Origin of the sequence: Microvirga sp. TS319, from assembly GCF_041276405.1 — a bacterium.
Lineage (GTDB): Bacteria > Pseudomonadota > Alphaproteobacteria > Rhizobiales > Beijerinckiaceae > Microvirga.
Genome location: NZ_JBGGGT010000002.1, coordinates 1,411,726 through 1,435,672, shown reverse-complemented (window position 1 = coordinate 1,435,672; position 23,947 = coordinate 1,411,726). Strand labels below are relative to the sequence as shown.

21 protein-coding genes are annotated in these 23,947 nt (G+C 62.0%); 12 read left to right on the top strand and 9 right to left on the bottom strand.

From position 1 onward, the window contains the following. Positions 1-14: 14 nt before the first annotated feature. Complete coding sequence (gene ligD / locus AB8841_RS16220; RefSeq protein ID WP_370436862.1) at positions 15-1,607, top strand: non-homologous end-joining DNA ligase; 1,593 nt, start codon at positions 15-17, stop codon at positions 1,605-1,607. On the opposite strand, the gene AB8841_RS16215 is transcribed toward ligD, so the two are convergent. After that, a complete protein-coding gene (locus AB8841_RS16215) occupies positions 1,589-2,224 on the bottom strand; it encodes a glutathione S-transferase family protein (protein WP_370436861.1) in 636 nt (211 codons plus the stop codon). The genes ligD and AB8841_RS16215 overlap by 19 nt on opposite strands. A 256-nt stretch (positions 2,225-2,480) precedes the next feature. Between AB8841_RS16215 and AB8841_RS16210 the strand changes: the two genes are divergently transcribed. The 3 genes from AB8841_RS16210 (at position 2,481) to AB8841_RS16200 (ending at position 5,453) form a co-directional block, all read left to right on the top strand. Beyond that, positions 2,481-3,305: a polyphosphate kinase 2 family protein gene (locus AB8841_RS16210; protein ID WP_370436860.1), complete on the top strand. Its 825-nt coding sequence runs from the start codon at positions 2,481-2,483 to the stop codon at positions 3,303-3,305. Between the two features lie 120 nt (positions 3,306-3,425). Beyond that, complete coding sequence (locus AB8841_RS16205) at positions 3,426-4,319, top strand: universal stress protein (protein WP_370436859.1); 894 nt, start codon at positions 3,426-3,428, stop codon at positions 4,317-4,319. Positions 4,320-4,538: 219 nt separating this feature from the next. Continuing rightward, positions 4,539-5,453: an SMP-30/gluconolactonase/LRE family protein gene (locus tag AB8841_RS16200; protein WP_370436858.1), complete on the top strand. Its 915-nt coding sequence runs from the start codon at positions 4,539-4,541 to the stop codon at positions 5,451-5,453. Between the two features lie 55 nt (positions 5,454-5,508). Here the strand turns inward: AB8841_RS16200 and AB8841_RS16195 are convergent, their stop codons facing one another. Then, positions 5,509-5,964 carry a PaaI family thioesterase gene (locus AB8841_RS16195; RefSeq protein WP_370436857.1) on the bottom strand — a complete coding sequence of 152 codons (456 nt, stop codon included), beginning with the start codon at positions 5,962-5,964 and terminating at the stop codon, positions 5,509-5,511. A 128-nt stretch (positions 5,965-6,092) separates the two neighbouring features. Here AB8841_RS16195 and AB8841_RS16190 point away from each other — a divergent pair, with 128 nt between their 5' ends. From AB8841_RS16190 to greA, 7 genes are all read left to right on the top strand, one after another. After that, complete coding sequence (locus AB8841_RS16190; RefSeq protein WP_370436856.1) at positions 6,093-6,980, top strand: DMT family transporter; 888 nt, start codon at positions 6,093-6,095, stop codon at positions 6,978-6,980. 101 nt (positions 6,981-7,081) lie between these two features. Next, positions 7,082-8,272: a substrate-binding domain-containing protein gene (locus AB8841_RS16185; protein ID WP_370436855.1), complete on the top strand. Its 1,191-nt coding sequence runs from the start codon at positions 7,082-7,084 to the stop codon at positions 8,270-8,272. Between the two features lie 144 nt (positions 8,273-8,416). Beyond that, the gene (locus AB8841_RS16180; RefSeq protein WP_370436854.1) at positions 8,417-9,175 is read left to right on the top strand and encodes an ABC transporter ATP-binding protein; all 759 of its coding nucleotides are present in this window, start codon (positions 8,417-8,419) and stop codon (positions 9,173-9,175) included. Next, positions 9,168-9,893, top strand: coding sequence for an ABC transporter ATP-binding protein (locus AB8841_RS16175; RefSeq protein WP_370436853.1), 726 nt, complete (start codon positions 9,168-9,170; stop codon positions 9,891-9,893). The genes AB8841_RS16180 and AB8841_RS16175 overlap by 8 nt, the downstream gene beginning before the upstream one ends. Then, positions 9,890-10,915, top strand: coding sequence for a branched-chain amino acid ABC transporter permease (locus tag AB8841_RS16170; RefSeq protein ID WP_370436852.1), 1,026 nt, complete (start codon positions 9,890-9,892; stop codon positions 10,913-10,915). The genes AB8841_RS16175 and AB8841_RS16170 overlap by 4 nt, the downstream gene beginning before the upstream one ends. Next, complete coding sequence (locus tag AB8841_RS16165) at positions 10,912-12,030, top strand: branched-chain amino acid ABC transporter permease (RefSeq protein WP_370436851.1); 1,119 nt, start codon at positions 10,912-10,914, stop codon at positions 12,028-12,030. The genes AB8841_RS16170 and AB8841_RS16165 overlap by 4 nt, the downstream gene beginning before the upstream one ends. Before the next feature lie 63 nt (positions 12,031-12,093). Next, on the top strand, positions 12,094-12,561 hold the full coding sequence (greA, locus tag AB8841_RS16160) for a transcription elongation factor GreA (RefSeq protein ID WP_370436850.1): 468 nt from the start codon (positions 12,094-12,096) through the stop codon (positions 12,559-12,561). A gap of 15 nt (positions 12,562-12,576) precedes the next feature. Here the strand turns inward: greA and AB8841_RS16155 are convergent, their stop codons facing one another. From AB8841_RS16155 to AB8841_RS16135, 5 genes are all read right to left on the bottom strand, one after another. Then, on the bottom strand, positions 12,577-14,064 hold the full coding sequence (locus AB8841_RS16155) for a diguanylate cyclase domain-containing protein (RefSeq protein ID WP_370436849.1): 1,488 nt from the start codon (positions 14,062-14,064) through the stop codon (positions 12,577-12,579). 403 nt (positions 14,065-14,467) lie between these two features. Beyond that, the gene (locus tag AB8841_RS16150; protein ID WP_370436848.1) at positions 14,468-14,716 is read right to left on the bottom strand and encodes a hypothetical protein; all 249 of its coding nucleotides are present in this window, start codon (positions 14,714-14,716) and stop codon (positions 14,468-14,470) included. Between the two features lie 187 nt (positions 14,717-14,903). Next, a complete protein-coding gene (gene mfd, locus AB8841_RS16145) occupies positions 14,904-18,218 on the bottom strand; it encodes a transcription-repair coupling factor (RefSeq protein ID WP_370436847.1) in 3,315 nt (1,104 codons plus the stop codon). A gap of 182 nt (positions 18,219-18,400) precedes the next feature. After that, positions 18,401-18,775 carry a hypothetical protein gene (locus AB8841_RS16140; RefSeq protein ID WP_370436846.1) on the bottom strand — a complete coding sequence of 125 codons (375 nt, stop codon included), beginning with the start codon at positions 18,773-18,775 and terminating at the stop codon, positions 18,401-18,403. A 402-nt stretch (positions 18,776-19,177) separates the two neighbouring features. After that, positions 19,178-19,378: a hypothetical protein gene (locus AB8841_RS16135; protein WP_370436845.1), complete on the bottom strand. Its 201-nt coding sequence runs from the start codon at positions 19,376-19,378 to the stop codon at positions 19,178-19,180. 157 nt (positions 19,379-19,535) lie between these two features. On the opposite strand from AB8841_RS16135, the gene AB8841_RS16130 reads away from it, so the two are divergent. Then, the gene (locus AB8841_RS16130; RefSeq protein ID WP_370436844.1) at positions 19,536-20,960 is read left to right on the top strand and encodes a protein adenylyltransferase SelO; all 1,425 of its coding nucleotides are present in this window, start codon (positions 19,536-19,538) and stop codon (positions 20,958-20,960) included. Positions 20,961-21,012: 52 nt separating this feature from the next. Here the strand turns inward: AB8841_RS16130 and AB8841_RS16125 are convergent, their stop codons facing one another. After that, positions 21,013-21,855, bottom strand: coding sequence for a LuxR C-terminal-related transcriptional regulator (locus AB8841_RS16125; RefSeq protein ID WP_370436843.1), 843 nt, complete (start codon positions 21,853-21,855; stop codon positions 21,013-21,015). A gap of 112 nt (positions 21,856-21,967) precedes the next feature. Then, positions 21,968-23,497: a glycogen synthase GlgA gene (gene glgA, locus AB8841_RS16120; RefSeq protein ID WP_370436842.1), complete on the bottom strand. Its 1,530-nt coding sequence runs from the start codon at positions 23,495-23,497 to the stop codon at positions 21,968-21,970. Between the last annotated feature and the right edge of the window lie 450 nt (positions 23,498-23,947).

Genomic DNA, 23,947 nt, shown 5'->3' with positions numbered 1-23,947 from the left:
CTTGACTCCGCGCCATGGCAAAGCTCGCATCCTATCGCGCCAAGCGCGACTTCACCAAAACCTCCGAGCCGGAGGGCACGACGGCACGGCGCAAAGGCTTCTCCTTCGTAATTCAGAAGCATGACGCCTCGCGCCTGCACTACGATTTCCGCCTGGAGCTCGACGGCGTGCTCAAGAGCTGGGCCGTCGCCAAGGGACCGAGCCTCGTCAAGGGCGAGAAGCGCCTTGCGGTCCACGTGGAGGACCATCCCCTCGCCTATGCGGATTTCGAGGGCACGATCCCCGAAGGACAATATGGCGGCGGGGCGGTCCTGGTCTGGGACCGGGGCACCTGGGAGCCCGAGGGTGACCCTCACGAGGGTTATGACAAGGGCCGCCTCACCTTCCGCCTCGACGGCGAGAAGCTGCACGGCACGTGGCATCTGGTCCGCATGGCGAAGCGCCCTCGCGAACGCCAGGAATCCTGGCTGCTGATCAAGGCCGAGGATGCCTATGCCCGCGCGGATCGCGATCCGGACATTCTCGAGGAAGAGCCTCTGTCCGTGAAATCGGGCCGCTCCCTCGACGAGATTGCGCCCGGCCGGGTGGCTGGAGGCGCCAAGGTCAAGAAAGCGGCATCGAAGAAGTCGGCGGCGTCCTCGGCGGATAAGCCCGCATCCCGTACGAAGCGTCCTTCCCCTGCCAAGACCTCCAAATCGGACAGCGTCGAGGTCGCGGGCATTCCCCTCACCCATCCCGAACGGGTCCTGTGGGAAGATCAGCGGCTGACCAAGCAGGAATTGGCCGAGTTCTACGCGGGCATCGCCGAATGGCTCCTGCCGCATCTCGTCAACCGCCCCCTGACCCTGATCCGTTGCCCTGGCGGCGCTCAGAAGAAATGCTTCGTCCAGCGACATTCCTGGGCGGGCATGAATCCGGCCATTCGCAGGACGGAAGCGCCCGATTCCTCCGGCACGCTGGAGGTGCTGACCGTCCGCGACATTCAAGGGGTCGTTGCGCTCGTCCAATCCGGCGTCCTGGAGATGCACGTCTGGAATGCGACGCTCGAGGATCTGGAGCGTCCCGACCGGCTGATCTTCGATCTCGACCCCGGCGAGGGGATCGCGTGGCGCCAGGTGATCGAGGGGGCGCTCGCCATCCGTGAACGGTTGCAGGCGCTCGGCCTCGAAAGCCTCGTCAAGACGACAGGCGGCAAGGGTCTTCACGTGGTCGTCCCGTTGACGCCGAAGGCGTCCTGGAAGGAGGCGCTGGCCTTCACCCGCGACATGGCGGAAGCCATCACGAGGGACGAGCCGAAGCGTTACACCACCACATCGATCAAGACCGAGCGCGAGGGCAGGATCTTCATCGATTACCTGCGCAACAACCGTGAGGCATCCGCCGTGGCCCCCTACTCCACCCGCTCGCGCCCCGGTGCGCCCGTGGCGACACCGGTCGCCTGGGAAGAGCTGACGCCGGACCTCAAGCCGAACGGCTTTACGGTCGAGAACCTGAACCAGCGTCTCGCGGCCCTGCGGAACGATCCCTGGGCCCGGATCGCGACGATCGATCAGGTTCTGCCCGAGGCACGGCGTTCGAAGCGCGCCTCTCAGAAGAAAGGCGCCTGAATTCCTTCGACCTTGAGAGCCTCCTGAACGGCAGGACGCGACAGCACCCGCTCGGCCAACGCGTTCAGATTGGGAAGCGCCCGCGGCGGTCGCGGCATGGCCCGTCCCCAGCGGATCAGCATGAACAGGAAGAGATCGGCCGCGGAGAAGCGATCTCCGAGGAGCCATTGCCGGTTTCCGAGCTGTTCGGAGATCACGTCGAACATCCCGTAGAGACGCTGCTCGGCGGCCTTCTTCGCGGCCGGTATGGCGGCCTCGTCGGTCACATGTTCATGCGGATAGAACCAGGCGCGATATTCGGCCTGCGGGGTGTTCGTCAGGTGAACCACCCATTTGTAGAACTCCGCCCGCTCACGGCTTCCCACCTGCGGAGCGAGACCGGCCTCGGGGAACCGGTCGATGAGATGCAGGGCGATCGCTACAGTCTCGAACAACACGAGGTCGCCGTCGATCAGCACGGGAATGCGGCCGTTCGGATTGAGCTTCAGGTACTCCGGGCTCTTCTGGGCATTGTTGTCCCGGTCGACGAGACGCATCTCGAAAGGCGCGCCGATCTCACGCAGCATCATGTGCGGCAGCAGGCTGGCATTGCCGGGATAGTAATGGAGGACCAACATCGCGGGGCGCCTTTCGTGAGCGTGGAGCTCTCTTGCTAGCGCATCGTGCGAAAAAGTGGGAACCGGTTTTTTGCAGGAACGATGCGCTCATTCCAAGAAGGAAGCATCGGATCAATCCCAAAAGGGCAAATCCACTTCCCGCGTTCGAGGCTCCAGGGTGCGAATGGCCCCCCGTAAAGAAGGTCCCGGCCCCGTCCGGACCTTCCTTTCGCGGGTGGGTGCCCTATCGTCCTGAGGGATTTCAGGAGTGTCGGGTATGACGGGTCATGAGCGTGCCATCATCGATAAACTGCGGGTCGAACCGGGAGAGCGCGCCAGGTTGAAGGATCGCGACCCGCGCGATTCCAGTCTGTTCGACGACGAGCGAGAGACGAAGACCGCCACGGACGCCATGGCTCGGGACATCAACGTCCTGCAGGACAGGCTTTATGCGGAGGGCTCGCGCGCCCTCCTCGTCGTGCTTCAGGGCACCGACACCTCCGGCAAGGACGGCACGATCCGCACCGTGTTCAATGCAACCGGCCCCTTGGGGGTCTCCGTCACCGCCTTCGGGGTTCCGACGGCGCAGGAGCTCGCGCACGACTATCTGTGGCGCGTCCACGCGGCCTGTCCGAGGCGCGGCACCATCGGCATTTTCAATCGCTCCCATTACGAGGACGTCCTGATCGCGAAGGTGAGGAAGCTCGCCCCGCACGAAGCCGTCGAGCAACGCTACGACCAGATCAACGCCTTCGAAAGAATGCTGACGGAGAGCGGCACGACCATTCTCAAGTTCATGCTGCACATTTCGAAGGACAAGCAGAAGGACCGGCTCCAGGAGCGTCTCGACAACCCGGAAAAGCACTGGAAATTCAACCCGGGCGATCTCGAGGACCGGGCCTTCTGGGACGAATACCAGGAGGCCTACGAGACCATGCTGAACCGCTGCTCCACGCAGCATGCTCCGTGGTATGTCATCCCGGCCGACCGGAAATGGGTCCGCAACGCGGCCGTCGCCTCCATCGTCAAGGCGACCCTCGAAGAGATGGACCCGCAATATCCCAAGGTATCCTGGAACCCCGACGACTTCACCATCGCCTAGAGCATCGGACGCGGGACGTGGATTTACCCTTTTGGGGTTGAACCCGATGCTCCCTTCTAGAACAGCGCATCGTTCTTGCGAACAGCCGGAGCCACTTTTTCGCACGATGCGCTGGCCCGGATGCCACCTTCGTCGAAGGCCCTTGCCGAGCGGGGCTTGGCGCGCGACAATAATCTCATGAAAAGCATTCTCGTTCCGATCGAAGATCATGGCCTCGTCGAGAGCCAACTCGAGTTGGCCCTCCTTCTCAGCCGAACCTTTGACAGCTATATCGAGGGTCTGGCGATCACCCCCGATTACCCGGTCGTTCTGCCGGTCGACATCGCCATTGGCGTTCCCTCGCCGCTGACCCCGGAAAACCGCATCGACATCGCGCGCACCTGCCGCGAGCGGTTCGAAGGCTTCATGGCCACCAAGCAGATCGCGCGCGCGTCCGCGGGCCTGGCGGGCCTGAGTTTCGGATGGCGTCAGGACGGGTTGATGGAGGATGCGTTCCTGGGCGCCTATGGCCGGGTGTTCGACACGACCGTGGTCGGCAGGCCCGACGGCTCCGAGGGCCAGACGCGCCTTTCGACGGTCGAGGCTGCGCTGTTCGAGACCGGCCGTCCGGTCATGATCGCCCCGCCGGGCGTACCCCGGACCTTCGGCGACGTCGTCGTCATTGCCTGGAACCGCAGCACCGAGACGGCGCGCGCCGTGCTCGGGGCCATGCCGCTTCTGAAAAAGGCGCGGCGCGTCGTCATCCTCGAGTTGGAGGATTGGGGCGTACCCGGCCCTTCCGGATCCGAACTCGCCCGCTCCCTGAGGATGCACGATATCGCCGCCGAGGCCATCGCCGTTCCCGACCCGGCGGACAAGCCGGGCGAGGCCATTCTGTCCGAGTGCGCCACCCTCGGCTGCGACCTTCTGGTCAAGGGCGCCTACACCCAGAGCCGCCTGAGGCAGATGTTCTTCGGAGGGGCGACCAGCCATATTCTGAGCAATACCACCATCCCCGTTCTCATGGCTCACTAGCGCCTCGGGCGAAAAACCGGACCCGGTTTTTCGCAGCAAACGATGCGCTGGGCTATGCTGGGCTATAGTGGGAGCATCGCGCGGACCCAGCGGGCCGCGCTAGCCGAAAAGTGGACCTGCCCTTTTGGGCTCCATCCAATGCACTCTTCCTTCATGAGCGCATCGTGCGACAATCCGGTCCACGTTCTCGCACGATGTGCCAAGCAGTGAGGGCCCACCATGTTGCGTGACATGGCCGTTGAACTCGATGAGCGCTTTCGACGTCTGATCAATCCTACGGCCCGGCTGGAAAAGCTCGCGGAGGGGTGCCGCTGGGCCGAGGGCCCGGCCTATTTCCCGGCGGGGCGCTACCTGGTCTGGAGCGATATTCCCAACGACCGGATGATGCGCTTCGACGAGACATCGAACACCGTCAGCGTCTTTCGTGCCCCGTCCGGATATTCGAACGGCAACACGGTCGACCGCGAAGGTCGCCTCGTGACCTGCGAACACGGCAACCGGCGCGTTACCCGTACGGAGCATGACGGCTCCATCACGGTCATCGCCAGCCATTACGAAGGCAAACGCCTCAACAGTCCCAACGACGTGGTCGTGAAGACGGACGGCTCGATCTGGTTCACGGATCCGGCCTATGGAATCGATTCCGATTACGAGGGCCATAAGGCGGAAAGCGAGATCGGCGCCTGCTATGTCTACAGAGTCGACCCGCAGGACGGCTCCATCGGCATCGTCGCCGACGATTTCGTCCGCCCCAACGGGCTCGCCTTTTCCCCCGACGAGAAGAAGCTCTATATCGTCGATACGGGCGCGACGCATGTGATGGACGGCCCCCGCCATATCCGGGTCTTCGATGTGGGCGAGCACGGTCGGCTTACGGGCGGAAGCGTTTTCGCCACCTGCACCAGTGGATTGTTCGACGGCTTCCGGCTCGACGACGAGGGACGGATCTGGACCAGTGCGGGAGACGGAGTGCATTGCTACGAGAGCGATGGCACGCTCATCGGCAAGATCCTGGTTCCGGAGACGGTCGCCAACGTGGTTTTCGGGGGCGCGAAGCGCAACCGGCTGTTCATCTGCGCGACGACGTCGCTTTACGCCATCATGCTCCCCGTGAACGGGGCGAAGACGTTCTAAACACTTAGAGCATCTCTTCACGCAGAACCGGTTCCCACTTCCCGCGTTCGATGCTCTAATCATCCACCCCGGAGCGTCCCTCCACCGTCATGAGGGTGGCCATCAGAACGGCGACGAGCTTTTCATGACCCTCGCGCTCGGCAAAGACATCGGTCTGCGCAAGGGTCAGCGTGCGGCCCGCCTTGACGACCTTGCCCCGTGCCACGATGCGCTCTCCCAGAGCCGGCGCGAGAAGATTGATCTTGAACTCGGCCGTCAGGACACCCGCTCCGGGCGGCATCAGGGTCAGAGCCGCATAACCGGCCGCCGAATCCGCGATGCTCGCAACGGCCCCCGCATGCGTGAAGCCATGCTGCTGCGACACCGCGGGCGAGGTCGGCAGAACAAGGTCGACCGCCCCGGACGAGACGCGGGCGATGGAGGCCCCCAGTGTCCGCATGAGCCCCTGTTTCGCGAAGCTCGCCCGCACCCGTGCCTCGTAATCGGGAACGTGCGGTGTCGGGTCATCCATGAACGCATCTCCTTGCTCACACTCATTAAGACAGTTTTCATGCCCCTTGTGAATTGCACGCGCTTCCCGCATGTGTGGGGGCCATGAGTCACGCTTCGCCCCCCTCCCCGAGAGTGCGTTCGGGTGCCATGATCGGCATCGGCCTGATGCTGCTCGGCACCTTCCTGTTCTCCATGAACGACGTCATGGGCAAGTGGCTCGTCGCCACCTATTCCGTCGGGCAGATCCTGCTCCTGCGCGGCCTCGCGGCCCTGGCCGTTCTGCTTCCGATCATGCGGCAGCAGAACGTCCCGATCAGGGTTCCGCCGCAGCCGGGCCTCCATGCCTTCCGGATCCTGCTCTCGACCCTCGAAGTCTCCTGCTTCTATTGGGCCGTCACCTACCTGCCGCTCGCCGACGTCATGACCTATTACCTCGCCGGCCCGATCTATGTCGCGGCCTTCGCGGCATTCCTGCTGGGCGAGAGGATCGACAAGCCGCGCATCGCCGCCATCGCCGTGGGCTTCGTCGGCGTGCTGATCGCGCTTCGCCCGTCACCGGCCACGGTCTCCTGGCCGGCCCTCATCGCCCTGGCCGGCAGCATGTTCTACTCGCTCCTGATGATCACGACCCGCAAGCTGCGGGACACGGATGACGGAACGCTGGTTCTGGGCCAGATGCTCGGCAACGTCATCTTCGGCATCGCCGTGGCACCATTCGCATGGGTGGCGCCGGGCTGGCTGGACCTTGCCGGCCTGTTCCTGCTCGGCATCGTCTCGATGGCCGGTCATGCCTGCGTCAACCGCTCGCTGAAGATCGCCCCGGCTTCCGTCGTCGCGCCCTATCAGTACACCCTCATCGTCTGGGCCATCGTGCTGGGCTATCTGGCCTTCGGGGACATCGTCGGGTTCTGGACCCTCGTGGGCGCCGGCGTCATCTGCACGGCGGGGGTGGCGCTGCTGTTCCTCGAACGCGAAGCCGCCCGGCGCGGGCGCGAAGCCAGGGACATCAAGAACCCGGTCCTGCCGGAGGCTTAACCCAAAGACTGATCGCCACTCTAAGGTCTTCCCCACAAACGAACTTGACAGGTCCGGCGACGCGACCGTCAATGCCGTAATAAAAACACAGAGGGAAACCGATGCGTCTCAAGTTCACCATTTCTGCCGTTACGGCAGGGATTCTCTTTACGTCCGCCGCCCTTGCGCAAGACATTAAGATTGCTTTGATTGCGGGCAAGACCGGGCCGCTCGAAGCTTATGCCAAGCAGACGGAAGCCGGTTTCATGATGGGCCTCGAGTACCTCACCAAGGGTTCGATGGCGGTGAACGGCCGCAAGATCTCCGTGATCGTCAAGGACGACCAGCTCAAGGCGGATATCGCGAAGACCCTGCTGGAACAGGCCTATAACGACGACAATGTCGATATCGCCGTCGGCACCACCTCGTCCGCTGCGGCGCTCGCGATGCTGCCGGTCGCGGAGGAAAACGGCAAGATCCTGATCGTCGAGCCCGCCGTAGCCGATGCGATCACGGGCGAAAAGTGGAACCGCTTCATCTTCCGCACGGCCCGCAACTCGACGCAGGATGCCTATGGCAACGCGGCCGCCGTCCCGGCGACCGGTGACGTTTCCATCGCAACCCTCGCCCAGGACTATGCCTTCGGCCGCGACGGCGTCGCCGCCCTCAAGAGCGCGCTCTCGGAAATCCGCCCGAACGCGAAGGTCGTCTTCGAGGAATACGCCCCGCAGAACGCCACGGACTTCACGGCCTCGGCCCAGCGCATTTTCGACGCCCTGAAGGACAAGCCGGGCAAGAAGATCATCCACATCATCTGGGCCGGCCAGCATCCCCTGCCGAAGATCGCGGACCTGAAGCCGGAGCGCTTCGGCATCGAGATCGCACCGGGCGGCAACATTCTGCCCGCCATGCAGATCTACAAGAACTATCCCGGCATGGAAGGGGCGATCTATTATTACTGGGACTTCCCGAAGAACGCTCTGAACGACTGGCTCGTGGCCGAGCATCAGAAGCGCTACAACGCCCCCCCGGACTTCTTCACCGCGGGCGGTTTCGCGGCTGCGTCCGCCGTCGTCACGGCCATTCAGAAAGCCGGGGGCACCGACACCGAGAAGCTGATCGCGGCCATGGAAGGCATGAGCTTCGATACCCCGAAAGGCGCCATGACCTTCCGCAAGGAGGATCATCAGGCCCTGCAGGAGATGTATCACTTCAAGGTCAGGGCCAACGGCAAGGATTCGAACGACCTGCTCGACCTCGTCGCGACGATCCCGGCCGACAAGATGCCGATTCCGGTCCGCAACAAGCGCTAGCGCATCGTGTGAAAAAGTGGTCCCGGTTTTTCGCCAGAACGATGCGCTCTTTCCAGGAAGGGAGCATCGGAGAGAATCCCAAAAGTGCAAATCCACTTTTCACGTCCGATGCTCAAGCCAGACGTGACGTCCCCGGCAGCCGCAATGCCCGCGCTCGAAACGCGCGGGCTCACCGTCCGCTTCGGCGGCCATGTGGCCGTCGATGACGTCTCGTGCCGGTTCGGTCCCGGAACTCTCACGGCTATCGTCGGCCCGAACGGAGCGGGCAAGACCACCTATTTCAACCTGATATCCGGCCAGCTGCGCGCCACATCGGGACAGGTTCTGGTGGCGGGGGAGGACATCACGGCCCTCCCCCCGTCCGCCCGCGCCAAGCGCGGATTGGGCCGCGCCTTTCAGCTCACCAATCTCTTCCCCGATCTGTCGGCGCTGGAAAACGTGCGGCTCGCGGTCCAAAGCCGCGCGGAGGCGGGATGGTCGCTGTTGACAGTGTGGAACGCTCGCCGCGACCTCATTCGAAAAGCGGAGGAGATTCTCGAGCGGGTCCGCCTGAGCGACAAGCGCCACATCGCCCCGAAGGCGCTCTCTCATGGCGATCAGCGCAAGCTCGAAGTGGCGCTTCTGATCGCGATGGAGCCCAAAGTCTTCATGTTCGACGAGCCGACGGCGGGAATGAGCGTCGACGAGGTGCCGACCGTGCTCGAGCTCATTCAGGACATCAAGCAACGCGGCGAGGCGACGGTCCTTCTCGTGGAGCACAAGATGGACGTGGTCCGCTCGCTCGCGGACCGGATCATCGTGCTGCACAACGGCGCCCTCGTGGCCGACGGAGATCCCGCGAAGGTCATCGCCTCCCCGGTGGTCCAACAGGCTTATCTCGGAGTGGAGACGGCCAATGCCTGAGCCCCTGCTGCAGCTCTCCGGGGTTCATACGCATATCGGCCCCTATCACATCCTGCATGGGGTGGACTTCGCCGTTCCAGCCGGTCAGCTGACCATGCTGCTCGGCCGCAACGGTGCGGGCAAGACGACCACCCTGCGGACCATCATGGGCCTGTGGCGGGCCTCGTCCGGAACAATCCGCTTCGACGGCAGGGACATTACGACAAACAGCACGCCCGACATCGCGCGCGCGGGCATCGGCTATGTTCCTGAATCGATGGGCATCTTCACGGATCTTACCGTGCGGGAGAACATCGTTCTCGCCGCCCGCAGCGGCCCGGTGGACCCTGCGCGTCTCGACTGGATGCTCGGCCTCTTTCCGGCCCTGAAACGCTTCTGGAACCTGCCTGCAGGCAATCTGTCGGGCGGGCAGAAGCAGATGCTCGCCATCGCCCGGGCCATCGCGGAACCGCGCCGCCTTCTGCTTATCGACGAGCCGACCAAGGGACTTGCCCCCGTGATGGTGCGCAGCATGATCGAAGCCTTCGGGGCCTTGAAGGCCGCGGGCGAAACGATCCTGCTCGTGGAGCAGAATTTCCATGCGGCATCGGTGCTGGGCGACAGCGTGGTCGTCATGGACGACGGGCGTGCCGTGCATTCCGGCGCCATGAGCGATCTGGCGACGGACAAGAACCTGCAGCAGCGCCTGCTCGGCCTTTCCATGGATGCTCACCAATGACCGATATGGCTGCCGACGCCTCTGCGTCCCATGAACCGCTTCCCCGCTCGCGGACGGATTGGCTGCCGATCCTTCTCGTCCCGGTCCTCGCGCTCGCTGCCCTTCCCTTGGTCGGTAGCTTTCCCGCCTGGGTGACGCTCACGGTGGCCGGCCTTGCCATGGGCATGATGATCTTCCTCATGGCATCGGGGCTCACCCTGGTGTTCGGCCTCATGGACATCATCAATTTCGGCCACGGGGTCTTCATCTCGCTCGGGGCCTACGCGAGCCTCATCGTCCTCGGCCCCCTCGCAGGCTGGGCCCAGGCCGACTCTCTTTGGCTGAATCTCGCCCTTCTTCTGCTCTGCATCCTGGTCGCGATGGGCCTCACGGGCGTCGTCGGCATGGCCTTCGAACGGGTCATCGTCCGCCCGGTCTATGGCAATCATCTCAAGCAGATCCTCGTCACCATGGGTGGTCTGATCGTGGCCGAGCAGGCGATCCACGCCATCTGGGGGGCGTCTCCGATTCCCATTCCCCTGCCTCAAACCCTTCGCGGCGCCTTCGTGATCGGCGAGGTGGTGATGGAGCGGTACCGCATCGTGGCCGTCGGCATCGGCCTTGCGGTGTTCGTCGGCATGCAGCTTCTGCTCAACCGCACCCGCCTCGGTCTTCTCATCCGGGCCGGCGTCGAGAACCCGGAGATGGTCGAGGCGCTCGGCTACCGCATCCGCCGCTTGTTCGTCAGCGTCTTCGTGGCGGGCTCGGCCCTTGCCGGGCTCGGCGGCGTGATGTGGGCCTTCTACCGGCAGACGCTCACCGCCGGGATGGGAATGGACGTAATGGTGCTCGTGTTCATCGTCATCATCATCGGCGGCCTCGGCTCGGTGGGCGGCTGCTTCGTTGGTTCCATCCTGGTGGCGCTGGTTGCGAATTACGTCGGCTTCCTCGAACCGAAGCTGGCCCTCATCTCCAATATCCTCGTCATGGCTCTCGTGCTGATCTGGCGTCCGCAGGGCCTCTTTCCGGTTGCGCGCCGATGAATTCGTCTCCTGCCCACCCCCTCCACCTCGACGGAGCCCGCAAGCAAGGCGGGTTTTTCAGCGCGATCCTGTCTTCGGATCCGCCGCGCTCGAAGGCACTGACCTTCATCCTGCTCGCGATCCTGTTTGCTCTTGCGGCGACGCCGTTCCTGTTCTCCGGAAGCCAGCCCCTGAGCACCGCCGCGAAGATCTGCGTCTTCATCGTCCTGGTGGCGAGCTATGACCTGCTGCTCGGCTATACCGGGATCGTCTCCTTCGCCCACACCATGTTCTTCGGCATCGGAGGCTACGGCATGGCCATCGCGCTGGAACGGCTCGGGCCGACCTGGACCTCGGTCTTCATCGGCCTTGCCGCGGCGCTCCTCGTCTCGGCTCTTCTTGCCGTCGCCATCGGCCTGCTCTCCTTGCGCGTGCGTGCGATCTTCTTTTCCATGATCACGCTGGCGGTAGCCTCCGCCATGGCGGTCCTCGCCTCGCAGCTCTCGGCCATCACGGGCGGGGAGGACGGCCTTTCGTTTCAGCTTCCCTATGAGCTGCGCCCGGCCTTCCGGCTTCTGCCGGAGCCGGTGCTGGGCATTCCGGTCAATGGGCGCGTGCTCGCCTATTACATGCTGTTCGTCGTTGCGCTTCTCATGTTCCTCCTGCTCCTGCGCATCGTGAACTCGCCGTTCGGTCGCGTGCTGCAGGCGATCCGCGAGAATGAGTTCCGCGCCGAGGCTCTGGGATACCGCGTCGTGGCCTACCGCACGATGGCCTCGGTCGCCTCGGCCCTTGCGGCGACGGTCGCGGGCGCTCTTATGGCCCTATGGCTGCGATACAACGGACCGGATACGACACTTTCCTTCTCGATCATGATCGACATCCTGCTGATGGTCGTGATCGGCGGCATGGGAACGATGTATGGGTCCGTGATCGGTGCGGCCCTCTTCATCCTGGCCCAGAGCTACCTGCAGGTCCTCATGGAAGCCGGCAACAAGGCGCTTGCGGGCATACCGGTGCTGCCGAACTTGATCCATCCCGACCGGTGGCTGCTCTGGCTCGGCGCGCTGTTCGTGATCAGCGTCTACGCTTTTCCGGGCGGAATCGTGGGACGCCTGCGCCAGGCTGAGCAATAAAGTCGTAACCGGGAAACCTCGGGGGTTTGATGCGTTTTCTTCGAGAGCGCGGAGGAAGCGTCAATGAGCCGTGCCTTTGTTCGTGAAACTGAAGGTGGGGAAGCCTTCGAGGACCTCCCGGACCGGGCCTTGAGCCCCCATCATCTCGTCACTCCGTCGGGACTAGCCCAGATGGATGTGGAGATCGCTGCCCTTGAGCAGCGTCTCGAGCAGGCAAAGGCTGCGGACGACAAGGCCGAGTTGGCGCGTCTTTCGCGCGACCTGCGGTACTGGTCGGCCCGCCGCGTGTCGGCCGAGGTGGTTCCGCATCCCCGCGACACGGCCCATGTGCGCTTCGGCGCTCGGGTCACCTTTGAGCGCGAGGATGGCCGCCGTCAGACCTATCGCATCGTCGGAGAGGATGAAGCCGACCCCGCCAAGGGGACGATTTCCTATGTCTCCCCCCTTGCTCAGGCGCTGATGGGTAAGGAAGTCGGCGACGTCATCCCCGTGGGCTCGACCAAAGCGGAGATCGTTGAAATCACGGAGTGAGAGGACCGCCTGACCTCAGCCCTCGCTCTCCGCCTTCATGGCCGCGTAGTGGGCCCGCTTCGCCTCGTACATCCGCAGGTCGGCGCGCTTGACGACGGCTTCCATCCGCTCGCCCTGCTTACTGGTGGCGAGCCCCATGGAGAAATGAAGCGGAAGGCCGGTATAGAACTGATTGTTGACCTCGAGCAGGTTCTCGATGCTCTCCAGGACAAGCTTGGCATCGCGCTCTTCCGTTCCCGGCAGCAGCAGCGCGAATTCGTCGCCGCCGATGCGGGCCGCGCATGCGGGCCTGTCCACGGCTTTGCCCAGGACTTCGCCTGCGCGACGCAGCAATGCGTCGCCGGCGGCATGTCCGAGCTGATCGTTCGCCGCCTTCAGACCGTTGAGGTCGATGATGATCACCGTGACCGGGAACGGCCCCTTGCGCTCGAGCCGGTTAAGCTCATCGACATAGAACGACCGGTTGTAGAGCTTGGTCAGGACGTCGTGCTTCCCGAGATATTCCAGATAAGCCTCGGCGCGCTTGCGGGCGGTAATGTCCGTGAGGGCAACCTGGACCAGGGACCAATCATCTTCGTATCCGGGCAGAACGGAGAACTGCAGGTGAAGATGAAGCTCGTCCCCCGAGAGGGAATAGTTCACCACCTCCCGCTGCTGGAAAACCCTTCCGTGCCAGAGATCGATGAGCTGCTCCCGGAAACTCTCCTGCATCTCCTCGCGGAGAACGTCCCCGAGATTGCTGAGCAGTGTCTTCTTGTCCGGGGCCGCGAACAACTCGAGCGTATGCCGGTTCACGTCGATGACCCGGATCTCGCTCAGGCAGCGGGTGATGAACTCCGGGTGCACATCGGTGAAAGTCCGGAAATCCTTGATCCCTTGACGCTGGACGTCCTCGAGCAACTGCTTGACGGCGCTGAAGTCTTCGACCCACAGGGACACTGGCGAATGCTCGAAGAGACCGCGCGCATAGGCCTCGCTGATGGCGAGTTCGCGGCGGGCCGTTTCCCTTTCGGTGACATCCTCGATCGCCACGAGGACCCGATCCCACTGCTCTTCATGCCCCGGCAGGACGGATCCTTTGAGCTGGATGTCCAGCCGTTTCCCGGACAGGGTGTAGTTGACGGTATTGCTCTCGAACTGGAGCTCCCCGTTCCAGAGCTGCACCAGCTCATCGATATGGGTCTTGAGCATATCGGCCCGGAAGATCCGGTCGAGACTGGCGACCAGTTCGCTCAGGCTGCCCGCCTCGAAGAGGCTGAGCGTCTTGTGATTGACCTTGATGACGCGGATCCGGCTCGAGCAGGCGCTGACACGCTCCACATCCTCTTCCAGGTACTCCCGCAACGAGGTCACCCCGGCGGCTCGCCACTCCTCGAGGAGCTGCTTGACGCCGCTATAATCCTCCAGCCAGAGGGACACCGGCGCCAGATCGAACATACGGGCATCGTCCTGCTGGCTGTCTGCATGAGACGCCGCCACGGTACGGGCGTTGGAATGGGGCATGGAGGGCCTACAGGTATTCTTTCTCCCGGCAATTCACCCTGAAGCGGCGATGTAATACAAGATCAAAACATCAAAAACCGGCTCTTTCCATGCTGCGAAAGTCGCGAGCGTGGCTCTTGCCCACGATGAATCTCACCCCCGGGACCTGCCCACACGGGCTAGAGCATCGGCCCCAAAAGTGGCTTTGCACTTTGGGGCCGATGCTCCGTTCCTGGAAAGAGCGAATCGTTTTGGCGAAAAACCAAGTCCACTTTTTCGCACGATGCTCCCTTCTGAGATGAGCGCATCGTTCTGGCGAAAAACCGGGTCCACTTTTTCGCACGATGCGCTAGGGCCCGGAAAGCCTCTCCGGATAGGACAGGAGGGGCTTTCAACCGCGATCTGCAGACCGCCTCGGGTCCACTCAGATTTCGCCGCGCACCTGATCCACGACGGACTGGCTCATGTAAGGGTGTCCGGCTTCATTCAGAGCGCGGTCCAGTGCCTCGATGGCATTCAGGATTTTTGAAAGCTCCTCCGCCATCTCGATAGAGGGTAGCGGCGCCTCGGCGATCTGCCGGGTCATCTCTCGGCGCCGCTTTACAAGGCTCTCGCGTGCCGCATTCAGTTCCTTGATCTCCTCGGAAGTCATCGGCTCCTCGTTCTCGTCCATCGCTTCAGACATAAGTCCGTTCGGGCCGATAGGTTCGCACATCATCCTCAAGGAAGCGTCGAACCGCGGGCCTCAGAGCCTCGGACGCGGGAAGTGGAATTGCTCTTTTGGGATTGGGTCCGATGCCCCCTTCCTGGAAAGAGCGCATCGTTCTTGCGGAAAACCGGGCCCTTCTTCGCACGATGGGCTAGACAAGGCTGCCCAGCAAAGCCTGAATACACGCGAGGCGCTCTTCGGGCTCCTCGATCGAGCGTGCCAGGACAAGCCGCCCTCCATTCCAGCGAAGCTCGTCCTCGAAAGGGCCGGCTGGATGCTCGATCGGGAAGCGCTCTGCCGCTCCTGGCCGAAACGTCAGGGCGATCGCCAGCGGCCCTGCATCGATGCGTGCGATGCCCAGGCGGATGCAAAGTTGCTTCACCTCGGTCAGGTTCATGAGGTTGCGAAGAGGCTGCGGCAAAGCTCCGAACCTGTCTTCGATCTCGGCATGAAGATCGTCCACGCTCTCCGACGGATCGAGCCGTGCGATCTGCGCGTAGAGATTGATCCGCGTTTCCGGATCGGCGACATATGTCTCCGGAATATTGCCCGCGATGCCGAGGTTGAGCTCCGGCGACCACATGTCTTCGAAAGTCTCGCCGCGAAGCGCGCGCTGCAGCATGGACCGATAAAGATCAGGCCCGATCAGCTTGACGTGCCCGGCCTGCTTCTCTCCGAGAAGAGAACCCGCACCCCGCTGGTCGAGATCCTGCGCGCTGATGTCGAACCCTGCTCCGAGGCGATCCAGCGATTCCAGCGTCCGCAACCGTTTCTCCGTCGCTGTTGGCAGCTTCCGCTCTGGTTCCGTCAGCAGATAGACAGAGGCACGAAGGCGTCCGCGCCCGACGCGTCCCCGCAACTGATGAAGTTGCGCGAGGCCGAAACGATCCGCTCTCCAGACCAGCATGGTATTGGCGCGAGGCACATCGAGGCCGCTTTCGATAATGTTGGTCGCGAGCAGCACATCCCCTTCCCCATCGGCGAAACGAACCATCGCCTCGTCCGTCTCGGCCGGCGGCATCTGGCCGTGCGCCACGATCAGATCCAGCTCGGGCACGAGCCTCTGCAGTTGTTTCCTCATCGGATCGATGTCCTCGATCCGCGAGCAGACCACAAAGCTCTGCCCCGCACGGCGCCTCTCGCGCATGAGCGCCTCTCGCACGGTCGCCGGATCGAAGGCCGTCACAATGGTGCGGATCGGCTGCCGCCGGACGGGGGGCGTTGCGATGATGCTGATATCCTGCAAGCCCACAAGCGACGCTTGCAGAGTACGAGGAATCGGTGTTGCAGTGAGCGTCAGAACGTGTCCGCCCTTCGCCAGGTCCCGGAGCTTCGCCTTGTGGTTGAGGCCGAAACGCTGCTCTTCGTCGATGACCACGAGACCGAGATCATGGAACTTGACCCCCTTGCCGGCGAGCGCATGTGTTCCGACGACGATCCTGATGGAGCCGTCGGCAAGGCCCTTCCTGACGCTCCGCGCCTGTGCAGGGGCTACGAGCCGCGAAAGATGGGCAATCTCGATCCCGAGCCCTGCAAACCGTCGTTCAAACGTGCGCAAGTGCTGCCGTGCGAGAACCGTCGTCGGCGCGACGATGGCGACCTGCCTGCCGGCGAGGGCAACGGCAACTGCCGCCCGTAATGCAACTTCCGTCTTCCCGAAACCGACGTCGCCGCAAACCAGACGGTCCATCGGGTGTCCTGACGCAAGGTCGCGAAGGACCTCTTCGATGGCGCGGGACTGGTCCGGTGTCTCGGAAAAGGCGAAGCGGGCGACGAAGCGCTCATAGGCCCGAGTGTGTGGAATGACAGGATCGCAGACGGCCGCCTTTCGCTCCGCAACGAGATCGGTCATCTGCCGGGCCGTATCCTGGAGGTCTTCCTCGATCTTGCGACGGCGAGCAGCCCAGGTATCGGCACCGAGCTTATCAAGCCTGACGGCGTCGGAGGCAGCGCCATAACGCCAGATCCGGTCCATCTCCGCGGCGGGCACCGCCAATATCGCATTGTCCGCGTATGCGAGACGCACCGCGTCCTCACTCTGCTCGCCCTCAAGCGATACGGTTTCGAGCCCCTCCATCCTGCCAAGGCCGTGTTCGGTATGAACGACGATGTCTCCGATGCGAAAATTCATGTCCATCAAGGGCACGGAAGCCGGTGTCGCTGAGGCGCCATTGCCGCTTGCGCGGCTTCCGAACACGTCGTGAGCCGTAACGACCGCAATATGGGAAGCCGGGTCCACGAAGCCGTTCTGGATGTCGGCCTTGATTGCAAACCATCCCTGAGGCGGTCCGGAGATAATCTCGCTCCACCGCGCGACCGCAGCCGGCTGTGCCTGGAAGCTTCTCACCCTGCGGCCCAAACGGTTCAGATCCCGCTCGGTCGACGCAACAAGCACGATTTTGCGCTTGCTCTCGATCTGTGCACGAAGGAATCCGGACAGCGCCTCCATCGGATTCCGTGCACCCGCAAAGAAGGGCACCTCGGACCTGTCATCCTCGGTTGCCTTGTGAATGACCGTCACTTGCCGTTTCCTGAACAGCTCCTGCCATTCGTCATCGGGAATGAAGAGGCGTTCGGGCTTTACCGCGTGATCGGTCCCGATGCTCAGGCTGGTGCGGCTTTCGAAAGCGTCCGCAATCTGCTCCATGACGTCCTGACGACGCTCCTCCGCTCGGTCTTCCTGGACGATCGCAGCAGCGGGCCAATAATCGAAAATCGTCTCGAGCCTGCCATAGTAATCAGGCAGGCGATGTTCCATTCCGGAATACCTTTCCGGAAGAGAAGCATCATTGCCTGTCTCCGCCTGCACCACTTCCGACGCGGGTTCCAGGACGATGCCGTCGACCTCCTCCTCCGTCCGCTGAGAAACGGGATCGTAGCGGCGAATGGCACGGATCGTCCTGCCGTCATGCTCGATTCGGAACGGCTGAGTGGAACCGGCTGGGAAAATATCGACCACCTGACCATGAAGGGCTGCTTCTCCAGGTTCATCGACCCGGTCATCGATCACATGTCCGGTACGGTGCAGAAAGAGTTCCAGCTCCTCCTGCGAGAACCTGTCCCCCACCTTTAACGTCATGGTGGCGCCAGCCCATACGTTCTGCGGCGGTACGCGCTGAACGATCGCGGCTGGACTTGTGATCAGGACGCGTCTTCCGCTCTTGGACAATGCCATCTGCCGAAGCACCGACATTCTCTGCCCCATCACGTGATGAGAGGGCGATGCGCTGTCATAGGGAAGGCAATCCCATGGAGGCAGGTGGAAGACGCGCAAGTCCGGTGCCAATCCCCTGACCGCCTGGACCAGCTGCTCGGCCCTGCGCTGCCCCTGCGCCAGATAGAACAGACCGTCGGCCCCGGCCTGATCCGCCAACGTGATCACGCGCACCGCGTGGAGGCCGACGGATGGCGCAAGCGCCAAGAGGCTATGCCCCTTCTCCTGGGAAACGACGGACTTGGGATGCATAGGGCACTCACGGGTGGACGATTCGCTGAATGGAGCGTCAACGCCCGGTAGTCCTGCCAGTTTCACATCGCGCATCGTGCGAAAAAGTGGCTCCGGCTTTTCGCAGGAACGATGCCCTCTTTCAAGGAAGGGAGCATCGGATGGAACCCCAAAAGTGGGACCCACTTTTGACGTCCAATGCTCTAGAGACTCCGTCGTCTCAGGAGCGCGCCGATCCGCGGAGCGGCCCCTTCAATCCGGCGGATCTCGAGCAGCGCGTCCTGAAAAGTATCGATCGACGCGAAAGCTTGAGCCCGGGATGCCGCAATGGTCGCAGGATCGCGCATGGAAAACCGATCCGCGTCACGCACCAGCTTCGTGCACCGCTCCTGGACGATCCGGCGAGCCTCTCGCAGGCGCGGCGTTGAGGCGGAGGTCTGCGCTACTTCATCACAGGCTTTGAGCACATCTCGGATAAGATCCTCGCCGGAATACAGCCCTGAATAGCAGCGGATCAGACTACGGGCTCCGCTCAAGGAAGCGCGGATTTCCTGCCGCAAGATGGCATCGTCGTTCATTGCGCGTTTCCGAAAGAGCTCACAACCGAAGCCGACCGCCCCGGGGGCAACCTCCATAGACTCCCGAAGCTAAAAGACTCATAGCGCATCGTGCGAAAAAGTGGCCCCGGTTTTTCGCCAGAACGATGCGCTCATCTCAGAAGGGAGCATCGGATCGATCCCAAAAGTGTAAATCCACTTTTCACGTCCGATGCTCTATCCCCGTCCTCCCGAGCCCGGAGTGGCTTTGACGCGGATCAGTTCGGAACCTGAACGGTCCTGCGCAGCCGTGACCGAGTGAGGGGGGCCCGACTTCGGCAGAAGCGGTCCCACAATGATCCCTGCCACGAATGCGAAGACGAGCACGACCAATGCAATACGCCCACAGAGGGCAACCAATTCCTTGGGTACCATTCATCTCTCCTAGGACTGCTTCGCTCCAGGAATCATAGAAGCAGCCTGTGCGTCGGCCAAGCTCCCGACCTGCGCCAAAGGCCCAGAAAAGCTGAAACGATCCATAGTTTCCGCACCAAGTTGCGGAAAATGATCAGGATTTAACGAAGTCTTACCTGAAAAATATTTTTCCACAGCATGGTCGATGAGCGATATATTCATATACTTCATTACAACTCACCGCTGACATGTCAGCTTTGTTTCCTAGGTGCGCCCGTTATATTGACTTGCGAAGCGAAGTTGACGTCTTGAACGGCTCGACCCGCCGCGAGTTGAACAGGACACGTTGAACTGGACACATTGAACAGGACACATGGAACCTGACCCGATGCCTTCGCCCGCGTACCGCCCGTCGATCAGTCACCAGAGTCTCGGGCCAGATTTTTACGATACCGTCGCACCCGCACGCTTCCCGACGCATCGTCTGAGATACCGGAACCAGCGATGGGCCGAGCGGACCGGTCTCGGGAGCTTGACTGACGAGGCCTGGCTGCGGCATTTCGGCTTGTTCAACCCTCTTCCCGGCAGCTTTCAGGAACCTCTCGCACTCCGCTATCACGGCCACCAGTTCCGAACCTACAACCCCTACCTCGGTGATGGACGTGGTTTTCTCTTCGCGCAACTCCACGATACCCAGAATGGAAAACTGCTCGATCTCGGGACGAAGGGCAGCGGACAGACACCCTGGTCGCGCCATGCTGACGGACGCCTGACCCTCAAAGGCGGTGTCAGGGAGATCCTAGCGACGGAAATGCTGGAGGCGCTCGGGGTCGACACGTCCAAATCCTTTAGCCTGATCGAGACCGGCGAAGAACTGGAACGAGGAGACGAGCCTTCACCGACTCGATCTTCCGTCCTGGTGCGTCTCAGCCATTCGCATATCCGCATCGGCACGTTTCAGCGCCTGCTCTACCTCGGCGAGACCGGCAATATCAGCAAGCTCCTCGACTACACGATCACGACCTACATGCCTGAAATCTGGCGCGACAACGTAACCGATCGCGCGGCCGCCTTCGTCGAGGAAGTCTCCCGGCGGGTGGCGTGCATGGGCGCGCAATGGATGGCGGCCGGCTTCGTGCATGGCGTGCTCAATACCGACAATATCAACGTCACGGGCGAGAGTTTCGATTACGGCCCCTGGCGCTTCCTGCCGACCTACGACCCTGCCTTCACGGCCGCGTATTTCGATGAGACGGGGCTTTATGCTTTTGGACGCCAGCCCGACGCTCTTCTTTGGAACCTGTTCAGGCTCGCAGAGTGCCTGCTTCCCATCGCGGATCAGAGCAGCCTTGAAGCATCGCTGCGAGCCTTCGAGCCTGCTCTGCACGAAGAATTTGCAAGCGCAATCCTCCGCCGCTTGGGTCTTCAGCCACGCACCCCCGAACTGAACGGTTCCCTTGCGGGACACTTATGGGCATTCCTGCACCGTACCAAGGCCCCCTTCGAGCAGACCTTCTTTGACTGGTTCGGAGGCATCGCAAGCGCCGAACGCGCAGAACGGAGCCCCTCCTCGTCGCTTTACGCCGATGCTGCGTTTCAGCCATTCCGCACGGCTGTCGAGGAGTTCCAACCTCGCCCGGAGATCAGGCCGAGCCACGCCTATTTTGCAAGAGAGACGCCCTGCACGATGCTCATCGACGAGGTCGAGGCCCTTTGGGAGCCTATTGCACAACGGGATGATTGGTCGGCCTTCAGCTCCAAACTCGCGGATATCAGGCAAATGGCCGAGGCATACGGCCAGAGCGACGCATAGTCTTTCCCGGACCAGTGCCCTCGAATCGAGCAGAGCTGGAATTCAACGCACGCTATATGCCGCTCAACAGCTTCCGCCTGCGATCCGGATAAGGGCGCGCGCCGGCGACAGCTGCAGCGGCACGGTTGTTGACGCCGAAATATCGGAAGATCGCCGCCATATGGATCTTTACCGTTCCCTCACCCAATCCGAGAGCCAGCGCGATTTCCTTGTTCGTCTTTCCCTGGACCAGCAGGTCAAGCACATTCTGCTGCCGTGGCGTCAGTGGACTGATCGGTGTGTCTTTCTCGGAACTCCGCGCTGGGGCCTCCTCCTCGGCGGCTTTTTGCTCCGGATCGTCGTTCGGGAATTCGTCACGCAATGACGAGACGTCAGCCAAACTGGCCGGAACGTAAATGCCCCCATCCAGAATGATCTTAAGGGCGTTCGCCATATCGGCGGCACCCATCGTCTTCACCAGATAGCCGTGCACGCCGGCCTCAAGTGCCAGAAGAATATTGTGCCGATTGTCGGACGCGGAGACGACGGCGACCCGTGTCTGCGGGAAACACTCACGAACCGTACGCAGGTTGGAGGGCGTTCTAACCCCCGGTGCGGAAAGATCGAACAAAGCCAGAGCAATGTTCGCGCATTCCCCGAGCCGGTCCAAAGCCGCATCCAGAGAATCGACCTCGATGAACCGCGAATAGTTGAACTGGCTTTCGAGAACGGCCCCCATGGCCATGCGATAGCATGCGTCCTCATCGACGATTAAGCCTATGCGCGGAGGCGTGCCCATTGTCTTTCCTCTTCCGACAGAGGCTCGCATAAGAAATGATAGGAGGAAATACAACTCCCAATGGACAAACCGACAACGTGCCGCAGTTTTATCGACTTTAATTTTATACCATATCACTCTCGGGTTCTGTGCGCCTATCGCCCTGCTTCAGAATACGGAAGGGAGGCTCATCGCCAAGGCGAGCAGGCGCCTGCCTCACTCGCCTCATCCGACCGGAGATCATCGGGGCTTATGCGTAAGCCGCCGTTCGGCACGCTCGCTCGTAGACTTCCTTATACTTGGACGCAGAGCGATCCCATCCATGCGGTCTGTTCATCGCGGCTCGCCGCATCGCCGTCAGTCGCGGACGGGACCGAAATGTCTCAAGTCCCCGCTTGATCGCATCCATGAAGCGGAAGAGGCATGGTTCGCCGAAGAGGAAGCCGTTGACTCCATCCTCAATGGTATCGGCGAGACCGCCCGTCTTATGGGCAATCGGCAGCGATCCAAAGCGCTGTGCGTACATCTGGCTCAAGCCGCACGGTTCGAAGCGAGAGGGCATCAGAAGAAAGTCGCTGCCCGCATACATGCGGCGCGCATCCCTCTCATCATATCCGATCTTCACGCCGACCGATCCCGGATGCCGCTGCGCAAGAGCGCGAAGCTCGGTTTCAAATCGAGGCTCTCCCTGCCCGATGACGGCAATCTGTCCACCCTGGGACACGATCGTTTCGGCGGCAGAAATGGCGAGATCGACTCCCTTTTGATGGACAAGCCGCGACACGACCGCAAAGAGCGGCCCCTGAGAAAGGGCAAGACCGAAGCTCTTGCGCACGTTGTTGGCGTTGGCGCGCTTTCCTCTGCAATTTTCAGCGGAGAAGCGGCTGACCAGATTGGGATCCTTGCTCGGATCCCAGCTTTGATCGATTCCGTTGATGATGCCGTCAAGGCGTCCTTGCCGCGCACGGGTTCTTAGGAGGCCATCGAGCCCGCAGCCATGTTCGGGCTGCGTAATCTCCTTTGCATAAGTCGAGCTCACGGTCGTGATGTGCGATGCATAGAAAATTCCCGCCTTCAGAAAAGACATCTTGCCGTGGAATTCGACGCCGTTGATGTGAAAAGCGGCGTCGGGGATACCGAGGCTCGACAAACGATCGCGCGCGAAAATTCCCTGGTAAGCCAGGTTATGGATCGTCAGAATGGTCGGGATATGCTGTCCGCGCCACGTGAGATAGGCGGCGGCAAGGCCTGACGGCCAATCGTTGAGGTGCAGCAGATCCGCACACCACAGAGGGTCTCCCTTGCCGCAAGCAATATCGGCAGCGGCTAAACCAAGGCGTGCGAAGCGAATGTCATTGTCGCTCCAATCCATGCCGAACGAATCGACATAAGGCGAACCGTCCCTGTCATACAGCTCGGGGCACAGGAGGACGTAAACCGTCAGCCCGTCCTTCGTCATGCCCCTGCCAAGCCCGCAGGCCGGAATCCCGAATGAAGAGGGAAGCTGCGCGATCTCCTCGATTGCGCCGATCTGAGAGAGGACCTGCCGATAGCCCGGGATCAGGATACGAACATCATAGTGCGACCTCAGCGCCCTGGGCAGAGCTGCCGATACTTCCCCGAGCCCTCCTGCCTTGATGTAATCGGCAATCTCGGATGTTACGAAAAGAATTGACTGCCTGCGGGTTAATGAAACTGAAGGCCGATGATCATGATGCAGACCGACACGCGCCGTCGTCGCGAAAGCTGCATCAGCTTCCGAGTGTAGTGTTTCCAACATATCGTCACGAAGGCGCGTTCCCCAGTGACCTCCCGCGCCAAAAGCAGGTCGGCCTTCTAACGCGGCGCCCGACGGAAAGTTCCGTAAAAATTCCTGGCTATTTTTAACTACTCCGAACCGCCCGAAGCATACTCGGCCTAGAGCATCGGACGCGGGAAGTGGTTTTGCACTTTTGAGGACTCAATCCGATGCTCCCTTTTTGGGACGAGCGCATCGTTCTGGCGAAATCCGGGGCCACTTTCTCGCACGATGCTCCCTTCTTAGATGAGCGCATCGTTCCGGCGAAAAACCGGAACCACTTTTTCGCACGATGCTCCCTTCTTAGATGAGCGCATCGTTCTGGCGAAAAACCGGAGCCACTTTTTCGCACGATGCGCTTGAGCGCTCTCCCGTCGAGGGCCGGAGCGGCGGCAGCAGATCACAAGCTCGGCAGTAAATTTTGCAGTACCT

Coding starts and splice junctions, on each gene's coding strand:
- AB8841_RS16200 (WP_370436858.1), top strand. CDS start 4,539: ATGTTGCGTGACATGGCCGTTGAACTCGATGAGCGCTTTCGACGTCTG.
- AB8841_RS16215 (WP_370436861.1), bottom strand. CDS start 2,224: ATGTTGGTCCTCCATTACTATCCCGGCAATGCCAGCCTGCTGCCGCAC.
- AB8841_RS16185 (WP_370436855.1), top strand. CDS start 7,082: ATGCGTCTCAAGTTCACCATTTCTGCCGTTACGGCAGGGATTCTCTTT.
- AB8841_RS16175 (WP_370436853.1), top strand. CDS start 9,168: ATGCCTGAGCCCCTGCTGCAGCTCTCCGGGGTTCATACGCATATCGGC.
- AB8841_RS16190 (WP_370436856.1), top strand. CDS start 6,093: ATGATCGGCATCGGCCTGATGCTGCTCGGCACCTTCCTGTTCTCCATG.
- greA (WP_370436850.1), top strand. CDS start 12,094: ATGAGCCGTGCCTTTGTTCGTGAAACTGAAGGTGGGGAAGCCTTCGAG.
- ligD (WP_370436862.1), top strand. CDS start 15: ATGGCAAAGCTCGCATCCTATCGCGCCAAGCGCGACTTCACCAAAACC.
- AB8841_RS16195 (WP_370436857.1), bottom strand. CDS start 5,964: ATGGATGACCCGACACCGCACGTTCCCGATTACGAGGCACGGGTGCGG.
- AB8841_RS16130 (WP_370436844.1), top strand. CDS start 19,536: ATGCCTTCGCCCGCGTACCGCCCGTCGATCAGTCACCAGAGTCTCGGG.
- AB8841_RS16150 (WP_370436848.1), bottom strand. CDS start 14,716: ATGGACGAGAACGAGGAGCCGATGACTTCCGAGGAGATCAAGGAACTG.
- AB8841_RS16165 (WP_370436851.1), top strand. CDS start 10,912: ATGAATTCGTCTCCTGCCCACCCCCTCCACCTCGACGGAGCCCGCAAG.
- AB8841_RS16210 (WP_370436860.1), top strand. CDS start 2,481: ATGACGGGTCATGAGCGTGCCATCATCGATAAACTGCGGGTCGAACCG.
- AB8841_RS16170 (WP_370436852.1), top strand. CDS start 9,890: ATGACCGATATGGCTGCCGACGCCTCTGCGTCCCATGAACCGCTTCCC.
- glgA (WP_370436842.1), bottom strand. CDS start 23,497: ATGTTGGAAACACTACACTCGGAAGCTGATGCAGCTTTCGCGACGACG.
- AB8841_RS16155 (WP_370436849.1), bottom strand. CDS start 14,064: ATGCCCCATTCCAACGCCCGTACCGTGGCGGCGTCTCATGCAGACAGC.
- AB8841_RS16180 (WP_370436854.1), top strand. CDS start 8,417: ATGCCCGCGCTCGAAACGCGCGGGCTCACCGTCCGCTTCGGCGGCCAT.
- AB8841_RS16135 (WP_370436845.1), bottom strand. CDS start 19,378: ATGAAGTATATGAATATATCGCTCATCGACCATGCTGTGGAAAAATAT.
- mfd (WP_370436847.1), bottom strand. CDS start 18,218: ATGCATCCCAAGTCCGTCGTTTCCCAGGAGAAGGGGCATAGCCTCTTG.
- AB8841_RS16205 (WP_370436859.1), top strand. CDS start 3,426: ATGCCACCTTCGTCGAAGGCCCTTGCCGAGCGGGGCTTGGCGCGCGAC.
- AB8841_RS16140 (WP_370436846.1), bottom strand. CDS start 18,775: ATGAACGACGATGCCATCTTGCGGCAGGAAATCCGCGCTTCCTTGAGC.